Origin of the sequence: Pseudomonas sp. UBA5666 (assembly GCF_002420785.1) — a bacterium.
Classification (GTDB): domain Bacteria; phylum Pseudomonadota; class Gammaproteobacteria; order Pseudomonadales; family Pseudomonadaceae; genus Aquipseudomonas; species Aquipseudomonas fulva.
The window spans coordinates 1-18,537 of sequence record NZ_DIIQ01000024.1 but is presented as its reverse complement, the minus strand read 5'-3'; the positions used below and the strand labels follow the sequence as shown (position 1 = coordinate 18,537).

The window sequence follows — 18,537 nt, the reverse complement described above, 5'->3', positions numbered from 1 at the left end:
TGTTTATGAAGAAACCTGCCTGAGATGTCTTATAGATAAGGCTGATTCTGGAAGATTCAAGCGTAGCGCGGTTGACGGAGGTCAAGCTGCTGGATTTGCACAGGTGTAATGGCAGGTACAGCCCATTGCGCGCTAGCGCGGCGCCAGCCACACCAAAGAAGCGAAACGCCCGCCTTGCGGGGTACGCCGATAGGAGAAGAACCGCTCGTCGCTCACCGTGCACAAGCCGCCACCGTAAACAGCCGTGACCCCACGGGCTGCCAGGCGAATACGGGCCAGGGCGTAGATATCGGCCATCAGCTTGCCGGGTCGTTCGCCGTCGACGAATGCCCGTGCGGCCTCAGGGTGCACCGCAGTAAAAGCATCGCGCACCTCCAGGCCCACTTCGAATGCCTGCGGCCCAATGGCCGGGCCCAACCACACCAGCACCTGAGCCGGTGGTACGTTCAGACGATCCAGGGTGGCTTCGAGCACACCGCCGGCAAGCCCGCGCCAGCCTGCATGAGCGGCCGCCACTTGCGTACCTGCCTGGTCACAAAACAATACAGGCAGGCAATCGGCGGTCATCACCGTACAGGCGATGCCTGGCCGGTTGGTCCAGCTGGCATCGGCTTCGACCACGCGGGAAGGGTCTGCATCGGCGACGGCCAGACCGTGCACCTGCTTGAGCCAGGCGGGCTGGATGTCGAACTCGCCGCTTAGGCGCAGGCGGTTCTGGGCAACGGCCGCAGGGTCGTCCCCCACATGGTCACCCAGATTGAAAGTATCGAAAGGCGGCAGGCTGACGCCGCCCTGGCGGGTGGTGACGCAGGCGCGAACCGAGGCTGGTGCAGGCCAGTCCGGCGTCAGCAGCGACTGCGTCAAGCCACTCATCCGATGAAGCTCTCGCGATCCTGATTGAGCAGCGACAGCAGCCAGACGAAATCGTCGGGCAGAGGCGATTCCCATTCCATGCGCTCGCCCGTCGCCGGGTGCACCAGTGCCAGGAAGCGTGCGTGCAGGGCCTGCCGCGGGAAGGTCTTGACCGCCTCGACCATGGTCGGGCTTGCCGCAGGCGGGATGCGGAAACGCCCGCCGTAGGTCTGGTCACCAACCAGGGGGAAGCCGACGTGGGCCATGTGCACGCGGATCTGGTGGGTACGCCCGGTTTCGAGCTTGACCCGCACGTGGGTGTGCGAGCGGAAGCGCTTGAGCACACGGTAGTGGCTGACCGCTGGCTTGCCGCCGTCGGTGACGGCCATGCGCTGGCGCATGCCGCCGTGACGACCGATGGGGGCGTCGATCTTGCCACCGGCGGTGACCACGCCCACCACGATGCATTCGTAGATACGGCTGACCGACCGCTTCTGCAGCTGGTCGACCAAGTGGGTTTGCGCCTGCAAGGTCTTGGCCACGACCATCAGGCCAGTGGTGTCCTTGTCCAGGCGGTGGACGATGCCGGCACGTGGCACGTTGATGATGTCGGGCACGTGGTGCAGCAAGGCGTTGAGCAAGGTACCGCTGGCATGGCCGGCAGCCGGGTGCACCACCAGGCCCGCAGGCTTGTTGATGACCAGGATATGGTCGTCTTCATAGACGATGTCCAGCGCGATGTCCTCGGCCTCCCATTCGCCCTGGGCCTCCTGCTCGGCTTCCAGGGCCAGCACGGCACCGCCATGCACGGTGTCACGCGGGCGCAGGACAGCCCCGTCGACCGTCAGACGGCCATCTTTGATCCATGCCGTCAGCCGCGAGCGCGAATACTCGTCGAACAATTGGGCGGCGACCTGGTCGAGGCGTTGACCGCCCAGTTCGGACGGGACCTCTGCGCTAAGTTGAATGATCTCGGACATGCTCGATTCAGTGGGCGCACAGCCTTTGGTTTCAGCTGCGAGCTTGTGGTTAAATACGGCTTCTTTTGTCCCGGGGTTGGCCGGGGCGCTCATCATAACAGGACGGCCCCGCCCAAGACAGCGGCCGTCAAAGGGACGCAAGCCGCCATGCAAGTGAAACACCTGCTGCTGATCGCCATCCTCGGGCTCACCGCGGCCTGTTCCTCTAATAAGGAAGTCATCGACGAGAACCTCAGCGAGGCCGAGCTGTATCAACAGGCCCAGGCTGACCTGGACAATTCCAGCTACACCAGCGCCGTGAACAAGCTCAAGGCCCTGGAGTCGCGTTACCCGTTCGGCCGCTATGCCGACCAGGCGCAGCTGGAGCTGATCTACGCCAACTACAAGAACGCGGAGCCGGAGGCTGCCAAGTCTGCCGCCGAGCGCTTCATCCGCCTGCACCCGCAGCACCCGAACGTCGACTACGCGTACTACCTCAAGGGTCTGACCTCCTTCGACCAGGACCGTGGCCTGCTGGCGCGCTTCCTGCCGCTGGACATGACCAAGCGCGACCCGGGCGCGGCCCGCGACTCGTACAACGAGTTCGCGCAGCTCACCAGCCGCTTCCCCAACAGCCGTTACGCCCCAGACGCCAAGCAGCGCATGATTTACCTGCGCAACCTGCTGGCCTCCTATGAAATCCACGTGGCCGACTACTACCTCAGCCGTCAGGCATACGTGGCTGCCGCCAACCGTGGCCGCTACGTGGTCGAGAACTTCCAGGAAACGCCCTCGGTTGGCGACGGCCTGGCGGTGATGGTCGAGGCGTACCAGAAGATGCACCTGGACGACCTGGCTGCCACCAGCCTGGAAACCCTGAAGCTCAACTACCCGGACCACCCAAGCCTGGCCGATGGTGAGTTCCAGCCCAAGCAGACCGAGTCTGACGGTCGCGGCTGGCTGTCCAAGGCCACGCTGGGCCTGATCGAAACCGACACCCCGCTGCCACCGGGTCAGACCCGCGCCAACCAGGACGTGATCAAGCAGTTCCAGGATGCGCGTGATGAAATGCCCAAGGAGCTGCTGCCCAAGGATGAAAACGGCGACCCGATCGAGCCACCAGGGCCGAAGGAAGCCGACAGCAACCGCTCCTGGTTCAGCTACATGACCTTCGGTCTGTTCGACTGATTCAGCCGTTGCATGAAAGGGAGGTCTGGGACCTCCCTTTTTTTATGCCTGCGCCCTAGACTGTCATCCTCTTTCATTCGACAAGCTGAACACCATGGTTCGCCTACTTTTCTGGATCGTCCTGATCGCCGCCGCGTTCTGGCTGTGGCGCAAATTCAAACTCAGCCAGCAACCGCGCCAAGAGGCCAAGCTCGACGCGCCGCTGAAAATGGTTCGCTGCGCGCATTGTGGCGTGCACCTGCCCACCGACCAGGCATTGGCGCAGGGCAACACCTGGTATTGCAGCCAGGCACACTTGCAGCAGGGGCCTGGCCGACAGGGCTGATCGGGCGGTTAGCCAAGGCGCCCCTGCGGGGCGTAGGGTGCCGGATCGATGATAGGCTCGGCGCCATTGAGCAAATCGGCCAGCAGTTGGCACGAGGCTGGCGCCAGCACCAGCCCGTTTCGATAATGGCCGCAATTCAGCCATAGCCCCTCGAAATCGGGCACCGGCCCGATAAACGGAACGCCTTCAGGCGAACCTGGCCGTAGCCCGGCCCAGTGGGCAACCACAGGCGCGCCTTCCAGGCCGGGCAGCAGATCCACTGCCGATGCCTTGAGGCTTGCCAGCGCCTCATCGGTGGGTGTTTTGTCGTAGCCGGCATGCTCCAGCGTACTGCCCACCAGAATGTGACCATCCCGGCGCGGAATTGCATAACGACCTTTGGCAAGCACCATGCTTGGCAGAAAGTCTTCAGCGCATTTGAACAGGATCATCTGCCCTTTCACCGGCTCGACCGGAAGCTCAAGGCCCAAGTAGCGCAGCAGTTCGCCGCTCCAGGCACCGGCGCTGAGTACGACTTCGTCGGCCGCCAGCTCGCCTTCAGCGGTGCTCACCCCAATGATACGACCGCCCTGCTGCACGAACCCCGTGATCTGGCAGTGCTCCCGCACACTCACATTGGGCAATGCCAGCAACGCCGCCTTCAGCGATTTGACCAGGCGCGGGTTGCGCACATTGGCCACGCCCTCCATGTAGAGGGCTCGCTCATAGCCTGGCCCGAGCACAGGGACTGCGTCGTACACCGCCGAAATGTCCACGGCGCTCAACGGCCGCTGCTGACGGTCCGCCCATGCCAAGGCCTGGGCTTGATCATCCAGGTCAAGCCAGTACAGCCCGGTGGTATGTACTTCAGGGTCCAGGCCCGTGCTGGCGAATAAGCGCTCACCCAGCTGTGGATAAAAGTCCTGCGACCAATGCGCCAGGGCGGTCACTGCCGGGCTGTAGCGCCAGGGGTACAGGGGCGAGACGATACCGCCCCCGGCCCAGGAGGACTCGCGACCTACCTCGCCTTGGTCGCATATCACTACCTGGTCGACGCTCGCCGCCAGGTTGAATGCCGTCAGCAGGCCAATGACCCCGCCACCGACCACCACTACTTGCTTGCTCATCTGTCGATTCAACACCTGAAGTAAAAAACCGCGATGCACCGGGCACCTGTGACCGTTCAGCCTCCCCAGCAGCGCGCGCTGTCGATGGCGCCGTGGTTGCGCCCTACCCCAGCTTGATCAAGCTCGAAATCGCCACAGCGGTCTTCGGCCATCAGCCCTTTTGGCAAACGTCGGGCGCGCAGGGTGAAGGTCTGGTCTTCGCGCAGCGCTTGCAGGCTGTAGTAGCGATTGCCCGAAGGCAGGCTCGGGTCGCCTTCGGCATACTGGCCAGTAACCAAGCGATGGCGTTCCAGGCGCAATGCAGCATCCTGCAACAGGGCGACCACCTCGTGGCGCGCTGCCTGCCGCAGGTGGTCGTTGTAACGGGGGTAGGCAATGGCTGCCAGAATGCCGGTGACGGCCAGCACAATCAACAGCTCGATCAGGCTGATGCCTTGCTGCATGTCAGTCTCCTCTGAATCTTTGTCGCCACGTCATGCGTACAAGCGCACTACCATCGCTGGCATACACCGCTTCCACCACCTGACGAGGATGACTTAGCTGGCTGACCGCGGTTACCCGGAACACTGTCACTGATCGCCCGGCCGGGACACCCACGGCGCGTTGCGTGGTGCCCAGGTTCTGCACCTGAAAAAAGCCTTCTGGCCCGGCTTCCCAGACCCCGGCCAGGCGATGCGGCTGCTCAGGCGGCGGGCACACTTCACATGGCGGTGGCCGTACCTGCATGATCGACTGCTTGCCAACGTCCAATGTGGCTTCGGCCTGCTCGAAGGCCAGCTGCCCTTCTTTGAACAGGCCCACCATTTGCGTCTCAACGGCGGCCGCACGTAGCGCCGAGGTGGTCAGCACACCCAGCAAGAGGCTCAGCACCAATGCCAACAGCAGCACCACCCCACGTTCGCGCGTCATGGCTCGCCCCCGTTGCGGCGGGCCACACTGACAACGTACTGCTGCTCCAGCGCCAACACGGGATCGAACAGATCCAAGTGCAGGTCGATGCGCTGGCCATCGGCCGCAGCCACCACGTGCAGACGGCGCACATGCTCAAGCAGGGGCTGGGTGCTGCTGCCACGGGTGAAGTACAGGGTAGCGCCCCTGACGGCGTAACGATGCCGGGTGATGGGGATGGCCATTAGCGGCGCGGCGGCTTGGACATGCCCTCGATGTACCTTGGCGTACCCCACGCAGTCAGTGAGCAGGGTCCATTGAGGCTTCAGCGGATGGCCAGGAAGGTCGGCCACCACCACCTCAAGGTTTGAGCCCTCGACTTCCAGAGGTCGGCTAAATGCGGTAAAGGTGTCGCCGTCTGGCAGATCCGCGGGCTCCAACCGCAGGCAGCCGAACATGCCAGCCATGCGGATGTCCTGGGCCATGCGCAACAAGGCCAGCCGTGCATCTTCCTGCATGCGCAGCGCTGCCCCTTGCAGCTGCCACGCTCGGTGGGCAGAGGTGAACAACTGGCTGGCGCCGGCCAACAGCATCAACCCGAGTGCCAGCGCCAGTAGCAGCTCGAGCAATCCGACCCCTTTTTGCCAGGGCCTCATGGCAGCGCCTGCTCATGTGCACTGGCAGATGCCAGCACCGCCTGCACCTGCTGCCGAGCGTCTTGCGAGGCCTGCAAAGCCTGCATGTGCAGCGCTGCTGCGGCAAACATGCCCACCGCAATCACCACCATGGCCAACAGCGTTTCCAGGAGCGTCATGCCCCGTTGCGTTACCTGCATCCCTGCAGCTCCTGCGACTTTTCATGCATTGTCGATGTACGCCTGCCACTGGAAGGGTGGCCCAGCGTGCGTGAAGCTAAAGCCAAGCACGTCCAAGGAGAAATGCACGGTGAAGCAACAGGGAGTAACACTGATACAAACGGTGTCGGCATTGGCGGTGCTCGCTGTCCTGACGCAGCTGGGGGCGCCTGCCTACGTCAAGCTCAGCGATGACGTGCACCGCGCTGCCGTCACGCGAGACTTGGCGCAAACGCTGCGGAGCGCGCGTGGGCGCGCCATGCTGCTGGGTGAGGCCGTGCGGGTGCAAGCGCTGGACGAAGCATGGGGCAATGGATGGCGAGTGACGCTGGAGCAGGATTCGCGGGTGCTGCATGAACACCGCCTGCGTCGGCCTCTGCAGATCGCCGCGAACCTAGGTACGACGATGACGTTCACGGCCATGGGCCTGCCAGTGAACCCCGCCGGCAACTGGCTGGCGGCGACTTTCGAAGTATGCGCGCGGTCGGCTGGCACCAGCCAGCATCAAGTGGTGATGGCGTCCAGCGGCAGAGTCAGGGTATCGAATGAAACTCGCGACACCCGAGGGTGCGCAGGTGCAGGGGCCTGAGCGTTCGCGGCTAACCGCTCAGGCCCGCGCAGGCGATCAGATCAACGAGCGCACACGCAGCTCTTTGGGCATCGAGAAGGTGACGTTCTCTTCACGCCCGTCCAGCTCCTCGGCGCCCGTAGCGCCCCAGGCCTTGAGCTGTTCGATGACGCCGCGCACCAGCACTTCCGGCGCGGACGCGCCTGCGGTGATGCCGATGCGGCCAACCTGGTCGAACCAGGCCCGCTGCAGGTCTTCAGCGCCGTCGATCAGATGGGCTGGGGTACCCATTCGCTCGGCAAGCTCACGCAGGCGGTTGGAGTTGGAGCTGTTAGGGCTGCCGACCACCAGGACCACATCACACTCGTCGGCCAGTTGCTTAACGGCATCCTGGCGGTTTTGCGTGGCGTAGCAGATGTCGTCCTTGCGCGGCCCGCCGATGTTCGGAAAGCGCGCACGCAGCGCGTCGATCACGCGGCTGGTGTCGTCCATCGACAAGGTGGTCTGGGTCACGAATGCCAAGTGGTCAGGGTCTCTCACCTGCAGATTGGCTACGTCGTCCTCGTCTTCTACCAGGTAGATGGCCCCGCCGTTGCTAGCGTCATACTGCCCCATGGTGCCTTCGACTTCCGGGTGGCCGGCATGGCCAATCAGGATGCACTCACGGCCATCGCGGCTGTACTTGGCCACCTCGATGTGCACCTTGGTGACCAATGGGCAGGTGGCATCGAATACCTTCAGGCCACGCCCACCGGCTTCCTGACGCACGGCCTGGGAAACCCCATGGGCGCTGAAGATGACGATGACATCGTCAGGCACCTGGTCCAGCTCCTCGACGAAAATGGCGCCACGGCTGCGCAGGTCCTCGACGACGAACTTGTTGTGTACCACTTCGTGGCGCACATAGATGGGCGGGCCGAACACTTCCAGCGCGCGGTTGACGATTTCGATCGCCCGGTCGACCCCCGCGCAGAAGCCGCGCGGGTTGGCGAGTTTGATTTGCATGATCGGCTCCAGGCCTACAGGGCCTTCACCTCGAGGATCTCTACCTCGAAGGTCAGGGTCTTGCCAGCCAGTGGGTGATTGAAGTCGATGGTCACCTGATCGTCGTCGAAGGCCTTCACCACGCCCGGTAGCTCGGCGTTGGCGGCGTCCTTGAAGATGATCAGCAAGCCATCGGACAGCTCCATGCCTTCGAACTGAGACCTTGGCATAACCTGCACATTCTGTGGGTTAGGCTGGCCGAAGGCGTTCTCCGGGGCCACCTCCACGGTGCGTTTGTCGCCAGCCTTGAAACCGAACAGCGCGGCCTCGAAGCCCGGCAGCAGGTTGCCGTCGCCCACCTTGAAGGTGGCAGGCGCCTTGTCGAAGGTGCTGTCGACCGTGTCACCGTTTTCCAGGCGCAGGGCGAAATGCAGGGTAACTTCGGTGTTCTGGCCGATACGAATGTCAGTCATGGACCGGCTCCTCGGATTTCTTGCTCTTGAACATGTCCAGCGCCAACATGATTGCGCCGACGGTAATGGCGCTGTCGGCCACGTTGAAGGCCGGGAAGTAGTGGCGGTTCTGCCAGTGCACCAGGATGAAATCGACCACATGGCCCAGCACGATACGGTCGTAGAGGTTGCCGATGGCCCCGCCCAGCACCAGGGCCAGCGCTACGGCCAGCCAGGTTTCATGACGGCCGAGGCGCTTGAGCCACACCACCAGCACTGCACTGACCACCACGGCGATCAGGGCGAACAACCAGCGCTGCCAGCCGGCGCCATCGGCCAGAAAACTGAACGCAGCGCCGGTGTTGTAGGCCAGGGTCCAGCTGAAGTAGTCGGGGATGACGACAATTTGCTGGTACATGGTCAGGGCGTTGTTGAAGTACAGCTTGGTGGCCTGGTCGACGACCAGGACCAGCAAGCTCAGCCACAGCCATACGAGGCGCCCGAAGCGCCCCGCTGCAAGGTTAGGCATAGTGGCGCACCTCGCCGGAGCCGGTCAGGTTTTCCACACAGCGACCGCAGATTTCCGGATGCTCCGGATGGCTGCCGACGTCTGCACGGAAGTGCCAACAACGGCCGCACTTGGTGTAGCCGGACTTGACCACTTTCAACTTGAGGCCTTCGACCTCGGTCGCCACCGCTTCGGCAGGCGCCTGCGCGAACGGCACCACGCTGGCAGCCGAGGTGATGAGCACGAAACGCAACTCATCGCCCAGCTTGTTCAGATCGGCGCTCAGGCCCTCGTCCGCGTACAAGGTGACTTCGGCCTGCAGGTTGCCGCCGATGACCTTGGCGGTACGCTGGTTTTCCAGTTCCTTGTTGACCGAAGCCTTGACCGCCATGACGCGGTCCCAATAGGCGCGATCGAGTTCGGTGCCTTCCGGCAGCTCACTCAGGCCTTCATACCAGCCATTGAGCATGACCGACTCGTTACGCTCACCCGGCAGGTACTGCCAGATTTCGTCGGCGGTAAAGGCCAGGATCGGCGCGATCCAGCGCACCAGCGCCTCGCTGATGTGGTACAGCGCGGTCTGGCAGGAACGGCGGGCGACGCTGTTGGCACCCGTGGTGTACTGGCGATCCTTGATGATGTCGAGGTAGAAACCACCCAGCTCCTGCACACAGAAGTTGTGCACCTTCGAGTAGACGTTCCAGAAGCGGTACTCGCCGTAGTGCTCTTCCAGCTCGCGTTGCAGCAACAGGGTGCGATCCACCGCCCAACGGTCCAGGGCCAGCATGTCCTGCGGCGCGAGCAGGTCGCGTGCCGGGTCGAAGCCGGTCAGGTTGGAGAGCAGGAAGCGTGCGGTGTTGCGAATACGCCGGTAGGCATCGGCGCTGCGCTGCAGGATCTGCTCGGACACTGCCATTTCACCGGAGTAGTCGGTAGCAGCGACCCACAGGCGCAGGATGTCGGCACCCAGGGTGTTGTTGACCTTCTCGGGCTCGATGGTGTTGCCCAGCGACTTGGACATCTTGCGGCCGTTCTCGTCCACGGTGAAGCCGTGGGTCAGCAGCTCGCGGTATGGCGCGTGGCCGTCGATGGCGCAGCCGGTCAACAGCGACGAGTGGAACCAGCCGCGGTGTTGGTCGGAACCTTCCAGGTACAGGTCGGCGCGGGGGCCGGTGGCATGGCCGATGTCGTGGGAGCCGCGCAGTACATGCCAGTGCGTGGTGCCGGAGTCGAACCATACGTCCAGGGTGTCAGCGATCTTGTCGTACTGCTCGGCTTCGACGCCGAGCAGCTCGGCGGCGTCCAGCTTGAACCAGGCCTCGATGCCCTGTTGCTCGACGCGCTTGGCGACCTCTTCGATCAGCTCGACGGTCCGAGGGTGCAGCTCGCCCGTCTGCTTGTTCAGGAAGAACGGGATAGGCACGCCCCAGTTACGCTGGCGCGAGATGCACCAGTCAGGCCGGTTTGCGATCATCGAGTGCAAGCGTGCCTGGCCCCACGCCGGGACGAACTTGGTGTCCTCGATGGCCTTCAGGGCACGCTCGCGCAGCGGTTCGCCGTCGCGTGGCTGCTTGTCCATGCCGACGAACCACTGTGCGGTGGCACGGTAGATCAGCGGCGACTTGTGACGCCAGCAGTGCATGTAGCTGTGGCTGATGGTTTCGGTGTGCATCAGCGCACCGACTTCGCCCAGCTTCTCGACGATGGCCGGGTTGGCCTTCCAGATGAACTGCCCGCCGAAGAACGGCAGCGATTCGACGTACACGCCGTTACTCTGCACGGGCGTGAGGATTTCATCGTTGATCATGCCGTAGCGCTTGCAGGTCACGAAGTCGTCTTCACCGTAGGCCGGCGCAGAATGCACCACGCCAGTGCCTGCGCCCAGTTCCACGTACTCGGCCAGGTAAACCGGCGAAAGGCGGTCGTAGAACGGGTGACGGAAGTTGACCAGCTCAAGGGCCGAGCCTGGGGCGGTGGCGATCACCGAACCTTCCAGTTCGTAGCGCTTGAGGCAGGACTCGACCAGCTCTTCGGCCAGGACCAGCAGACGCTCGCCGATGTCGACCAGGGCGTACTGGAACTCGGGGTGAACGTTCAGCGCCTGGTTGGCAGGGATGGTCCACGGGGTGGTGGTCCAGATCACGATGGCGGCCGGTTTTTCGAGTGCCGCCAGGCCGAAGGCTGCGGCCAGCTTGGCGTCATCGGCGACAGGGAACGCCACGTCGATGGTCTGCGACTTCTTGTCGGCGTATTCGACTTCCGCCTCGGCCAGTGCCGAGCCGCAATCGAAGCACCAGTTCACCGGCTTGAGGCCCTTGAACACGTACCCCTGCTTGACCATCTCGGCCAGGGCGCGGATTTCACCAGCCTCGTTGGCGAAGTTCATGGTCTTGTAGGGGTTGTCCCAGTCGCCCAGCACGCCCAGGCGAATGAACTCGGTCTTCTGCCCTTCGATCTGCTCGGCAGCGTACTCGCGGCACAGCTCGCGGGTACGGTCGGCGGTCAGGTGCTTGCCGTGGGTGACTTCGACCTTGTGTTCGATCGGCAGCCCATGGCAGTCCCAACCCGGCACGTACGGCGCATCGAAGCCGGCCAGGGTCTTGGAGCGGACGATCATGTCCTTGAGGATCTTGTTCAGCGCATGACCGATGTGGATCTTGCCATTGGCGTAGGGCGGGCCGTCGTGCAGGACGAACTTGGGACGATCCTTGCCAATCTCACGCAGCTTCTGGTACAGGCCAATGCTGTCCCAGCGCTGCAGAATCTGCGGTTCGCGCTGAGGCAGGCCGGCCTTCATGGGGAAGGCGGTGTCCGGAAGGTTTAGCGTGGCTTTGTAGTCGGTCATTTCAGGCTCTTGGTTAGCGGTTGAGCGTGCCAATGTGCACGTGCGGCGGCGATATCCGCGTCGATCGCCGACTTCAGCGCCTCCAGGGAGGCGAATCGCTGCTCTTCACGCAGCTTGTGGTGGAACACCACCGTCAGACGGCGACCATAAAGGTCACCGGCATAGTCCAGCAGATGGATCTCCAGGTGCGGGCGCCCGTCACCGGCAACGGTAGGACGCACGCCAATGTTGCCGACACCCGCCCAGGCCTTGCCGTCGATCTCGATGCTGGCCAGGTAGACACCGGCCAACGGTACGCGGCGACGCTTGAGCTGGATGTTGGCAGTGGGTGTGCCGAGCTGGCGGGCCAGCTTCTGGCCATGCAATACGCGGCCGGTGATGCTGTACGGGCGGCCCAGCAGATGCTCGGCCAGCTCGAAATTGCCTTGCGCCAGCGCCTTGCGTACTTCGGTGCTGCTGACCCGTAGGCCGTCCTGTATCACGGTGTTGGCGGCTTCTACGGTAAAACCATACTGCGCGCCGGCCTGGACCAGGAAGGCGAAATCGCCTTTGCGATCACAGCCAAAGCGGAAGTCGTCACCCACTTCGAGATGCTGCACGCCCAGGCCATCGACCAGGATGGTCCTGACGAAGTCATCGGCGTCGAGCTCACCCAGGCGCTGGTTGAAGGCCAGGCACAATACGCGGTCGATGCCTTCGCCGGCCAGCAACGCGATCTTGTCCCGCAGCCGGGCCAGGCGGGCCGGCGCGGTATCGGGCGTGAAGTACTCGCGCGGTTGCGGTTCGAAGATTACCACGCAGGTCGGCAGGCCCAGGGCCTGGCCTCGCTCGCGCAGGCGCGCCAGGATTGCCTGGTGGCCGCGGTGAACCCCGTCGAAGTTGCCAATGGTGGCGACACACCCCCGGTGCTCGGGGCGCAGGTTGTGAAGACCTCGAACCAGCTGCATAACGCGCTTCTTGCTCATAAAGTGGCCGATTATAACCACACCCGGGCGCCGGTGACAGGCAGCAGCGCCCAAGGGCGGCGTGGATTGCGAAAAACCGACGCCTGACGCGCCCGCAGCCTTAGTGCAAGGCTTTGCGGGCGAACTGCCGAGGTCGGAAACCGCACAGGTACAGGCAACCAAAGTAGGTGACGACGGCTGCCATGATCAGCGCCATCAGCCGCATCAGTCGTTCAAGCATGTTTCCCTCGACCCAGGCCGGCAGGTAGTGCATGCCAGCCAGCAGGACACCGGACATCAGGCCTGCCGCCAACACCAGCTTGAGCAGAAACATGGCCCAACCTGGTTGCGGTTGGAATAGCTGCTGGGTGCGCAGCTTCCAGAACAGCAAGCCGGCATTGAGGCAGGCGCCAAGGCTGATGGCCAGGGCCAGTCCGGCATGCGCCAGCGGGCCGATGAGCACCAGGTTGAACAGCTGCGTGCAGACCAGGGTGAAGACGGCGATCTTTACCGGCGTGCGGATATTCTGCTGCGCATAGAAGCCCGGCGCCAGCACCTTGACCATAATGATTGCCAGCAGGCCGACGGAATAGGCGATCAGCGCCTGCTGGGTCATGGCGGCATCGGTTGCACTGAACTTGCCGTACTGGAACAGGGCCACGGTCAGCGGCTCGGCTAGGATCGCCAGCCCCAGCGTACACGGCAGCACCAGCAAAAAGCACAAGCGCAGGCCCCAGTCGAGAATGCGCGAGTACTCTTCCCGGTCCTTGTTGGCGTAGGTCTTGGCCAGGGTCGGCAGCAGGATGGTACCCAGAGCCACGCCCAGAACACCCGACGGCAGCTCCATGAGCCGGTCTGCGTAGTACATCCAGGAGACGGAGCCTGCCACCAGGAACGAGGCGAAGATGGTATTGATGATCAGCGATATCTGGCTCACCGAGACGCCGAGGATGGCAGGGAGCATCTGCTTGAGCACCCGCCACACGCCTGCATCTTTCAGGTTCAGCCGCGGCAACACCAGCATGCCGATCCTTTTCAGGGCCGGAAGCTGGTAGAGCAGTTGCGCCAGGCCACCGGCCAGCACGCCCCAGGCCAGCGCCATGATCGGCGGATTGAAATACGGCGTGAGCAATACGGCGAACACGATCATCGCCACGTTGAGCAAGGTCGGCGTGAAGGCCGGCACGCTGAAGCGGTTCCAGGTGTTGAGGATGGCGCCCACCAGGGATGACAGCGAGATCAGCAATATATAAGGAAAGGTGACCCGCAGCAGATCGGTGGTGAGCTGGTATTTCTCGGCGTTGTCGACGAAGCCAGGCGCCGTGGCCCACACCACCCAGGGCGCGGCCAGGATACCGATGCCGGTCACCACGGCCAGCACCAGCGTCAGCAGGCCGCTGACGTAGGCCACGAAGGTACGCGTGGCCTCTTCGCCCTGCTGGCTTTTGTATTCGGCAAGAATAGGCACGAATGCCTGGGAGAACGCACCCTCGGCGAAGATGCGGCGCAGCAGGTTGGGTAGCTTGAACGCAATGAAGAAAGCATCGGTAGCAACGCCGGCGCCAAAAATACGCGCCAGGATGGTGTCGCGGACAAAACCCAGCACCCGCGAAATCATGGTGATCGAGCTTACCGCAGCGAGGGATTTGAGCAGGTTCATCGAAAAGATTCACGCCAATGACAGAGGACGCTGCCAGAGCGCGTCCGAATGTGCGATACTCCCGCGCCTTCGCAGGGGAGCCAAAAATTCCCGAGTGTACAGGTCGCGCAGCAGAAAGGAATCTTTCCCGCTTGTTGGCGCACCGCTCGGCGGAACCTTGCAAGTGGCCTTGACATCCGCCCGACTGATCGGCATGATTCGCGGCCTATTTTGTTTGCTATTTACCTAAAGTCTTTCGAGGAGCTCGACGGTGGCCAACTCACCTTCCGCCAAGAAACGTGCAAAACAGGCTGAGAAGCGTCGCAGCCACAACGCCAGCCTGCGTTCCATGGTCCGCACCTACATCAAGAATGTAGTCAAAGCCATTGACGCAAAAGACGCCGAAAAAGCGCAAGCCGCTTACGTTCTGGCTGTACCTGTAATCGACCGTATGGCCGACAAAGGTATCATCCACAAGAACAAGGCTGCTCGTCACAAAGGCCGTCTGAATGGCCACATCAAGGCGCTGAAAGAAGCTGCAGCTGCCTAAGCGACGCGCTAGTCAAAAAACCGACCTCAGGGTCGGTTTTTTTATGCCTGGGTTTTGTGAAGTGCCAGGCTCGCGGCTCAACGCACGCGCTGTAAAGTGGCAGGGCCGCATGGCGGCCCTACCCTGCATTACTTGGCGATCTGAATCTTGGGTGCCCACTGCAGCCATTCATCTTCAGCTTTCTCGAACAGCGGGAACGTTTGCCTTGGCCGAGCCGGAGTGCCCATGCGTTCCCCCTCGGGCGTCGCGAAGGCAATACCACCATCGATCAGTGTTTCCAGCGACTCCGTGCGCACGGTAGCGCCCTTGAACAAGCCCCAGTCGAAGCCGAAACCGCTGCTGTTCCAGAAGCGGCTGCCGCTACGTACCAGGCTGGCATAACGCGGCTCGATCAGAATGTGGATCAGCACCCTGTCGGCACTCTGGCCTAGCTCGACGTCGGTCACCTTGCCAACCGCCACCTCGCGGAATGTCACGGGCACACCGGGCTTGATGGAGCCTAGCCGAGGTGCGCTGAGGGTCACTGGCAGACCCACCTCCGGACCGGCTACTTCGGGCGCTTCGGCCAGTGCGATGAAGTCACGCTGCGGGCCCCTGTCCTTGACCGCAGGCTGTACTTCCAGGTACTGCCCGCCCACCAGCGTGTCGAGGTTTTCGGTGCGCACCAGGCCGAAGGATGGCTTGACCACCCAAAACTGAGTGCCGGCACGGGCAATGCGCTCTGCAGCTTCGGTAATACGTGCCTTCAACAGCACGGCCTGCATGTCCTTGGTAAGGTCGACACTTTCCACACTGCCCACATCCAGCCCCCGGAAGCGGATGGCGGTGCCTGGCTTGAGCCCATCGGCGCGCTCCACACGGATCGTGATAAGGGTCCCGGCACGGTTGGCTGCCTCCTGGCTTTCATGCAGGCGGAAACGCGGGATATGGCGTTTTAGCGGCACATTGGGCCTTGGCGTGTCGAAGGCGATGCCCCCTGCCATCAGGGTTTGCAGGGACTCACTCTTGATCTTGATGCCAGACAGGCCACCGGTGAGGGTAATACCACTGGCGTTCCAGAACCGTGTCGAGCCGTTTACCAGTTTTTCGTATTCTTTCTCGATGTGAACACCGATCAGAATACGGTTGCTGTCACGGGCGAACTGATAGCTTTGCACGCTACCTACCTTCACCTGTTTGAAGGTCACGGGGCTACCCACCTCCAGGGAACCCAGGGTATCTGCGAACAGCACCATGTGCAGGCCCGGCGCCTTCAGGTCCAGCGGCGGCGCCTTGGCGCGCGCTTCGAACTCCCGTTCAGGTCGAGCACCTTTCTCCCCAGGGCGGATGGCAATGTAGTTACCCTTGACCAGTGCTTCCAGGCCCGTGATACCCGCCAGGGAAATGGAAGGTTTGACCACCCAGAACTGAGTGCCCTCCACCAGGTAATCTTCGGTCAACGGGTCCAGTGTCAGCTCGGCAGTGGCGCTGGCAAGGTTGTCCTCCATTTTCAGGGTCTTCAGAGAGCCCACCTGGATGCCTTTGTACATGACAGGCGTACGCCCGGCCTGCAGGCCCTCGTAGTCGCTCAGCTTCACTTTCACCCGGATACCGGCCTGGGCTGCATCGAAGTCCTCGTACAAGCGAAATGGCAGGCTTGGGTCGGTAGGCGGGCTGTCCTTGCGGTGCTCTGGCGTGGCAAAGGCGATGCCGCCGGCGACGATACTCGACAGCGATTCACTGCGCACCTTGACCCCCGATAGCGAGGCATCGATGCTGACGCCGCTGGCGTTCCAGAAGCGCGTATGCTTGCGCACCAGGCTCGCGTAGGCAGGCTCGATGAAGATTTTTACCTCGACCGTGCTCTGGTCGTCGGAAAGCCGGTAGCTTTTCACGCGGCCGACCTGGATTTGCTTGTAGAAGATCGGGCTGTCTTTATTGAGCGACCCCAGGCGCTCGGCCTTGAGGGTGAGGTGCAAACCAGGTTCGGAATCCGACAGGGGCGGTGCCACCTTGAGCGCGGTGAACCGCTTGGTTGGCTCACCCTCTCCGGGGCTGACGGCAATGTAGTTACCCGATACCAACGTCTCGAGGCCGGAAATGCCCGCCAGGCTGACGCTCGGCTTGACCAGCCAGAAACGCGTGCCTTTGTTCAGGTGCCCTTCAGCCGCCTGGTTCATCTCGATGGTGGCGATGACACCCTGATTCTCGCCCTCGGCATCGAGTACCAAACTCTTGACCTTACCGACCGGCATGCCTTTGTAGATGACTTCGGTCTTGTTGGCGACGATGCCTTCGCCCGATTCGAAACGCACCTCGATCTGCACCCCGGCCTCACGGTAAGCCTGCCATGCGAGCCAGCCTCCGATCATCAGCGCGATCAAGGGCAGGATCCAGATGGCCGACCAATTGGAGGCAGGCCGAGTTTTAGCCGTTGGCAGGTCACTCATGGTCGTCATCCGACTCCGTGTTATCCCAAATCAATCGGGGATCGAAGGTCAAAGCAGCAAGCATCGTCAGGATCACCACAGTTGCGAAGGCGACAGCGCCCAGATTGGCTTCGACATTGGCTATCCTGCCGAAATTCACCACTGCCACCAGAATGGCGATGACGAATATGTCGAGCATGGACCAACGTCCTATGAATTCGATGAAACGGTACATCCAGATCCGTTGCCGCGCCGACAGGGGCTGTCTGCGCTGCACGGAATACAGGAGCAAACCGATTCCTACCAGTTTGAACGTAGGTACGAGAATACTGGCCGTAAATACCACGGCCGCAATCGGAACCATCCCGTGCTTGAGCAGGGCGATGACGCCCGACATGATGGTGTCGGGCGTGCCTTGACCAAATGAGCTGACGGTCATGATCGGCAGCACGTTGGCCGGAATATAGAGAATGGATGCAGCGATGAGCAGCGCCCAGGTACGCATGATGCTGTTCGGTCGACGCGGATGCACCCTGGCACCGCACCGCGTACACGTTTGGGATGCGTCACCTGTGGTTTGCCTGTTCAGTTCATGACACTCGTTGCAGACAACGATACCTGCATCAATCGCCCGCATGCGGGTCCTCCCCCGATAACGCACTCCAGACCTGGTGCGGTGACATGACAACCTCCAGCCAAACCTGAATCAACAGCAAGCTGATGAAGCAGAACAGACCAACCCCTACGGTAAGTTCTGCCAAGTCCACCAATTTGACGATGGCCACGAGCACGCCCATGAAGTAGACCTCGAGCATGCCCCAGTCACGCAAGTGGTGATAGGTTCTGTACAGCAACAAACCTAACCTGCGCCCTGTGTTGAGCCGAATCGCCAGTAGAACGGCCAGCTGACACATCAGTTTTGCCAGCGGTATGGCCATGCTGCACAGGAAAACCACGATGGCCACCCCCTGCATGCCCGAATCATACAGCCCCAGTACGCCGCTCCAGACCGTGTCGTCCGATGTCTGGCCTAGCAGATGCAACTGCATGATCGGCAGGAAATTGGCTGGGATGAACAGCGCGAGCGCCGTCAGCACCAACGCCAGGCTGCGGTTGACCACATTATGCCGGTGCGCATAGAGCTCGTAGCCGCAGCGCGGGCAAAGCGCTTTTTCACCGGGGTGGATCACAGGTTTGCGCAAGAGCAGATCGCATTCATGGCATGCGACCAGGTCTTCGAGTGGCAGATCAGCCAGCGTTTCTGGCTCGACGGGGTTGGACATAGGACGCTTCTGAGTAAGTGCGTGGGGTTATTCTAGTGATCTTATGGAGGCCGGCATAGGCTGGAGATTGCGGTTCGAATGGCCCGGCGCTCGAAATGCGGGCTCTTGACGAACAGGAAGGGGTGCCTTGAGCGACAGGCAGGCTAGAAAGGTTTTTTTCAGCCCAAAGACAAAACCCCTACCTG

General features: G+C 62.3%; 20 protein-coding genes. 4 read left to right on the top strand and 16 right to left on the bottom strand.

Annotated elements, in window-relative coordinates; translation table 11 throughout:
* Positions 1–132: 132 nt before the first annotated feature.
* Together pgeF and rluD are read right to left on the bottom strand one after the other, a co-directional pair.
* Positions 133–873, bottom strand: coding sequence for a peptidoglycan editing factor PgeF (pgeF, locus tag B2Y33_RS12030; protein ID WP_027915701.1), 741 nt, complete (start codon positions 871–873; stop codon positions 133–135).
* The gene (rluD, locus tag B2Y33_RS12025; protein ID WP_288632955.1) at positions 870–1,832 is read right to left on the bottom strand and encodes a 23S rRNA pseudouridine(1911/1915/1917) synthase RluD; all 963 of its coding nucleotides are present in this window, start codon (positions 1,830–1,832) and stop codon (positions 870–872) included. Before rluD ends, pgeF begins: the two co-directional genes overlap by 4 nt.
* Before the next feature lie 147 nt (positions 1,833–1,979).
* Here rluD and B2Y33_RS12020 point away from each other — a divergent pair, with 147 nt between their 5' ends.
* Both B2Y33_RS12020 and B2Y33_RS12015 read left to right on the top strand, forming a co-directional pair.
* A complete protein-coding gene (locus B2Y33_RS12020; RefSeq protein WP_027915700.1) occupies positions 1,980–2,999 on the top strand; it encodes an outer membrane protein assembly factor BamD in 1,020 nt (339 codons plus the stop codon).
* 94 nt (positions 3,000–3,093) lie between these two features.
* Entirely contained in the window at positions 3,094–3,324 is a 231-nt protein-coding gene (locus B2Y33_RS12015) for a PP0621 family protein (RefSeq protein WP_023533255.1), read from the top strand.
* Positions 3,325–3,332: 8 nt separating this feature from the next.
* On the opposite strand, the gene thiO is transcribed toward B2Y33_RS12015, so the two are convergent.
* Genes thiO through B2Y33_RS11990 form a run of 5 tightly spaced genes read right to left on the bottom strand, consistent with a single transcriptional unit; the run spans position 3,333 to position 6,153 of the window.
* Positions 3,333–4,430, bottom strand: a complete 1,098-nt coding sequence (thiO, locus tag B2Y33_RS12010; protein WP_088523216.1) for a glycine oxidase ThiO — start codon at positions 4,428–4,430, stop codon at positions 3,333–3,335.
* 56 nt (positions 4,431–4,486) lie between these two features.
* Positions 4,487–4,873 carry a type IV pilin protein gene (locus tag B2Y33_RS12005; protein WP_027915698.1) on the bottom strand — a complete coding sequence of 129 codons (387 nt, stop codon included), beginning with the start codon at positions 4,871–4,873 and terminating at the stop codon, positions 4,487–4,489.
* A gap of 1 nt (position 4,874) precedes the next feature.
* Complete coding sequence (locus B2Y33_RS12000) at positions 4,875–5,339, bottom strand: hypothetical protein (protein WP_027915697.1); 465 nt, start codon at positions 5,337–5,339, stop codon at positions 4,875–4,877.
* Positions 5,336–5,974, bottom strand: a complete 639-nt coding sequence (locus B2Y33_RS11995) for a PilW family protein (protein WP_027915696.1) — start codon at positions 5,972–5,974, stop codon at positions 5,336–5,338. Before B2Y33_RS11995 ends, B2Y33_RS12000 begins: the two co-directional genes overlap by 4 nt.
* On the bottom strand, positions 5,971–6,153 hold the full coding sequence (locus B2Y33_RS11990; RefSeq protein WP_027915695.1) for a type IV pilus modification PilV family protein: 183 nt from the start codon (positions 6,151–6,153) through the stop codon (positions 5,971–5,973). The genes B2Y33_RS11995 and B2Y33_RS11990 overlap by 4 nt, the downstream gene beginning before the upstream one ends.
* A 109-nt stretch (positions 6,154–6,262) precedes the next feature.
* Between B2Y33_RS11990 and B2Y33_RS11985 the strand changes: the two genes are divergently transcribed.
* Positions 6,263–6,760: a GspH/FimT family pseudopilin gene (locus tag B2Y33_RS11985; RefSeq protein ID WP_027915694.1), complete on the top strand. Its 498-nt coding sequence runs from the start codon at positions 6,263–6,265 to the stop codon at positions 6,758–6,760.
* Positions 6,761–6,796: 36 nt separating this feature from the next.
* Here B2Y33_RS11985 and ispH read toward each other — a convergent pair whose 3' ends face one another.
* The 6 genes from ispH to murJ form a co-directional block, all read right to left on the bottom strand.
* Positions 6,797–7,744: a 4-hydroxy-3-methylbut-2-enyl diphosphate reductase gene (gene ispH / locus B2Y33_RS11980; protein ID WP_027915693.1), complete on the bottom strand. Its 948-nt coding sequence runs from the start codon at positions 7,742–7,744 to the stop codon at positions 6,797–6,799.
* A 14-nt stretch (positions 7,745–7,758) separates the two neighbouring features.
* Positions 7,759–8,196, bottom strand: coding sequence for an FKBP-type peptidyl-prolyl cis-trans isomerase (fkpB, locus tag B2Y33_RS11975; protein WP_027915692.1), 438 nt, complete (start codon positions 8,194–8,196; stop codon positions 7,759–7,761).
* Positions 8,189–8,704, bottom strand: a complete 516-nt coding sequence (gene lspA / locus B2Y33_RS11970) for a signal peptidase II (protein ID WP_027915691.1) — start codon at positions 8,702–8,704, stop codon at positions 8,189–8,191. Before lspA ends, fkpB begins: the two co-directional genes overlap by 8 nt.
* On the bottom strand, positions 8,697–11,528 hold the full coding sequence (ileS, locus tag B2Y33_RS11965) for an isoleucine--tRNA ligase (RefSeq protein WP_206405835.1): 2,832 nt from the start codon (positions 11,526–11,528) through the stop codon (positions 8,697–8,699). Before ileS ends, lspA begins: the two co-directional genes overlap by 8 nt.
* Positions 11,525–12,475: a bifunctional riboflavin kinase/FAD synthetase gene (gene ribF / locus B2Y33_RS11960; protein WP_027915689.1), complete on the bottom strand. Its 951-nt coding sequence runs from the start codon at positions 12,473–12,475 to the stop codon at positions 11,525–11,527. Before ribF ends, ileS begins: the two co-directional genes overlap by 4 nt.
* Before the next feature lie 118 nt (positions 12,476–12,593).
* A complete protein-coding gene (gene murJ, locus B2Y33_RS11955; protein WP_027915688.1) occupies positions 12,594–14,132 on the bottom strand; it encodes a murein biosynthesis integral membrane protein MurJ in 1,539 nt (512 codons plus the stop codon).
* A 250-nt stretch (positions 14,133–14,382) separates the two neighbouring features.
* Here murJ and rpsT point away from each other — a divergent pair, with 250 nt between their 5' ends.
* Positions 14,383–14,661 carry a 30S ribosomal protein S20 gene (gene rpsT / locus B2Y33_RS11950; protein WP_023533220.1) on the top strand — a complete coding sequence of 93 codons (279 nt, stop codon included), beginning with the start codon at positions 14,383–14,385 and terminating at the stop codon, positions 14,659–14,661.
* 128 nt (positions 14,662–14,789) lie between these two features.
* Here rpsT and B2Y33_RS11945 read toward each other — a convergent pair whose 3' ends face one another.
* The 3 genes from B2Y33_RS11945 to B2Y33_RS11935 are packed head-to-tail and all read right to left on the bottom strand — an operon-like array spanning position 14,790 to position 18,352.
* Positions 14,790–17,090, bottom strand: a complete 2,301-nt coding sequence (locus B2Y33_RS11945) for a PqiB family protein (protein WP_027915687.1) — start codon at positions 17,088–17,090, stop codon at positions 14,790–14,792.
* Positions 17,083–17,706, bottom strand: a complete 624-nt coding sequence (locus B2Y33_RS11940; RefSeq protein ID WP_027915686.1) for a paraquat-inducible protein A — start codon at positions 17,704–17,706, stop codon at positions 17,083–17,085. Before B2Y33_RS11940 ends, B2Y33_RS11945 begins: the two co-directional genes overlap by 8 nt.
* Positions 17,693–18,352: a paraquat-inducible protein A gene (locus B2Y33_RS11935; RefSeq protein ID WP_049695400.1), complete on the bottom strand. Its 660-nt coding sequence runs from the start codon at positions 18,350–18,352 to the stop codon at positions 17,693–17,695. Before B2Y33_RS11935 ends, B2Y33_RS11940 begins: the two co-directional genes overlap by 14 nt.
* Between the last annotated feature and the right edge of the window lie 185 nt (positions 18,353–18,537).

Bases quoted from the DNA above. Each gene is read 5' to 3' on its own strand.
- pgeF (WP_027915701.1), bottom strand. From the start codon at position 873: ATGAGTGGCTTGACGCAGTCGCTGCTGACGCCGGACTGGCCTGCACCA.
- ispH (WP_027915693.1), bottom strand. From the start codon at position 7,744: ATGCAAATCAAACTCGCCAACCCGCGCGGCTTCTGCGCGGGGGTCGAC.
- B2Y33_RS11935 (WP_049695400.1), bottom strand. From the start codon at position 18,352: ATGTCCAACCCCGTCGAGCCAGAAACGCTGGCTGATCTGCCACTCGAA.
- B2Y33_RS12000 (WP_027915697.1), bottom strand. From the start codon at position 5,339: ATGACGCGCGAACGTGGGGTGGTGCTGCTGTTGGCATTGGTGCTGAGC.
- B2Y33_RS11945 (WP_027915687.1), bottom strand. From the start codon at position 17,090: ATGAGTGACCTGCCAACGGCTAAAACTCGGCCTGCCTCCAATTGGTCG.
- ribF (WP_027915689.1), bottom strand. From the start codon at position 12,475: ATGCAGCTGGTTCGAGGTCTTCACAACCTGCGCCCCGAGCACCGGGGG.
- B2Y33_RS12015 (WP_023533255.1), top strand. From the start codon at position 3,094: ATGGTTCGCCTACTTTTCTGGATCGTCCTGATCGCCGCCGCGTTCTGG.
- thiO (WP_088523216.1), bottom strand. From the start codon at position 4,430: ATGAGCAAGCAAGTAGTGGTGGTCGGTGGCGGGGTCATTGGCCTGCTG.
- B2Y33_RS12005 (WP_027915698.1), bottom strand. From the start codon at position 4,873: ATGCAGCAAGGCATCAGCCTGATCGAGCTGTTGATTGTGCTGGCCGTC.
- lspA (WP_027915691.1), bottom strand. From the start codon at position 8,704: ATGCCTAACCTTGCAGCGGGGCGCTTCGGGCGCCTCGTATGGCTGTGG.
- fkpB (WP_027915692.1), bottom strand. From the start codon at position 8,196: ATGACTGACATTCGTATCGGCCAGAACACCGAAGTTACCCTGCATTTC.
- ileS (WP_206405835.1), bottom strand. From the start codon at position 11,528: ATGACCGACTACAAAGCCACGCTAAACCTTCCGGACACCGCCTTCCCC.
- murJ (WP_027915688.1), bottom strand. From the start codon at position 14,132: ATGAACCTGCTCAAATCCCTCGCTGCGGTAAGCTCGATCACCATGATT.
- rluD (WP_288632955.1), bottom strand. From the start codon at position 1,832: ATGTCCGAGATCATTCAACTTAGCGCAGAGGTCCCGTCCGAACTGGGC.
- B2Y33_RS12020 (WP_027915700.1), top strand. From the start codon at position 1,980: ATGCAAGTGAAACACCTGCTGCTGATCGCCATCCTCGGGCTCACCGCG.
- B2Y33_RS11995 (WP_027915696.1), bottom strand. From the start codon at position 5,974: ATGAGGCCCTGGCAAAAAGGGGTCGGATTGCTCGAGCTGCTACTGGCG.
- B2Y33_RS11990 (WP_027915695.1), bottom strand. From the start codon at position 6,153: ATGCAGGTAACGCAACGGGGCATGACGCTCCTGGAAACGCTGTTGGCC.
- B2Y33_RS11940 (WP_027915686.1), bottom strand. From the start codon at position 17,706: ATGCGGGCGATTGATGCAGGTATCGTTGTCTGCAACGAGTGTCATGAA.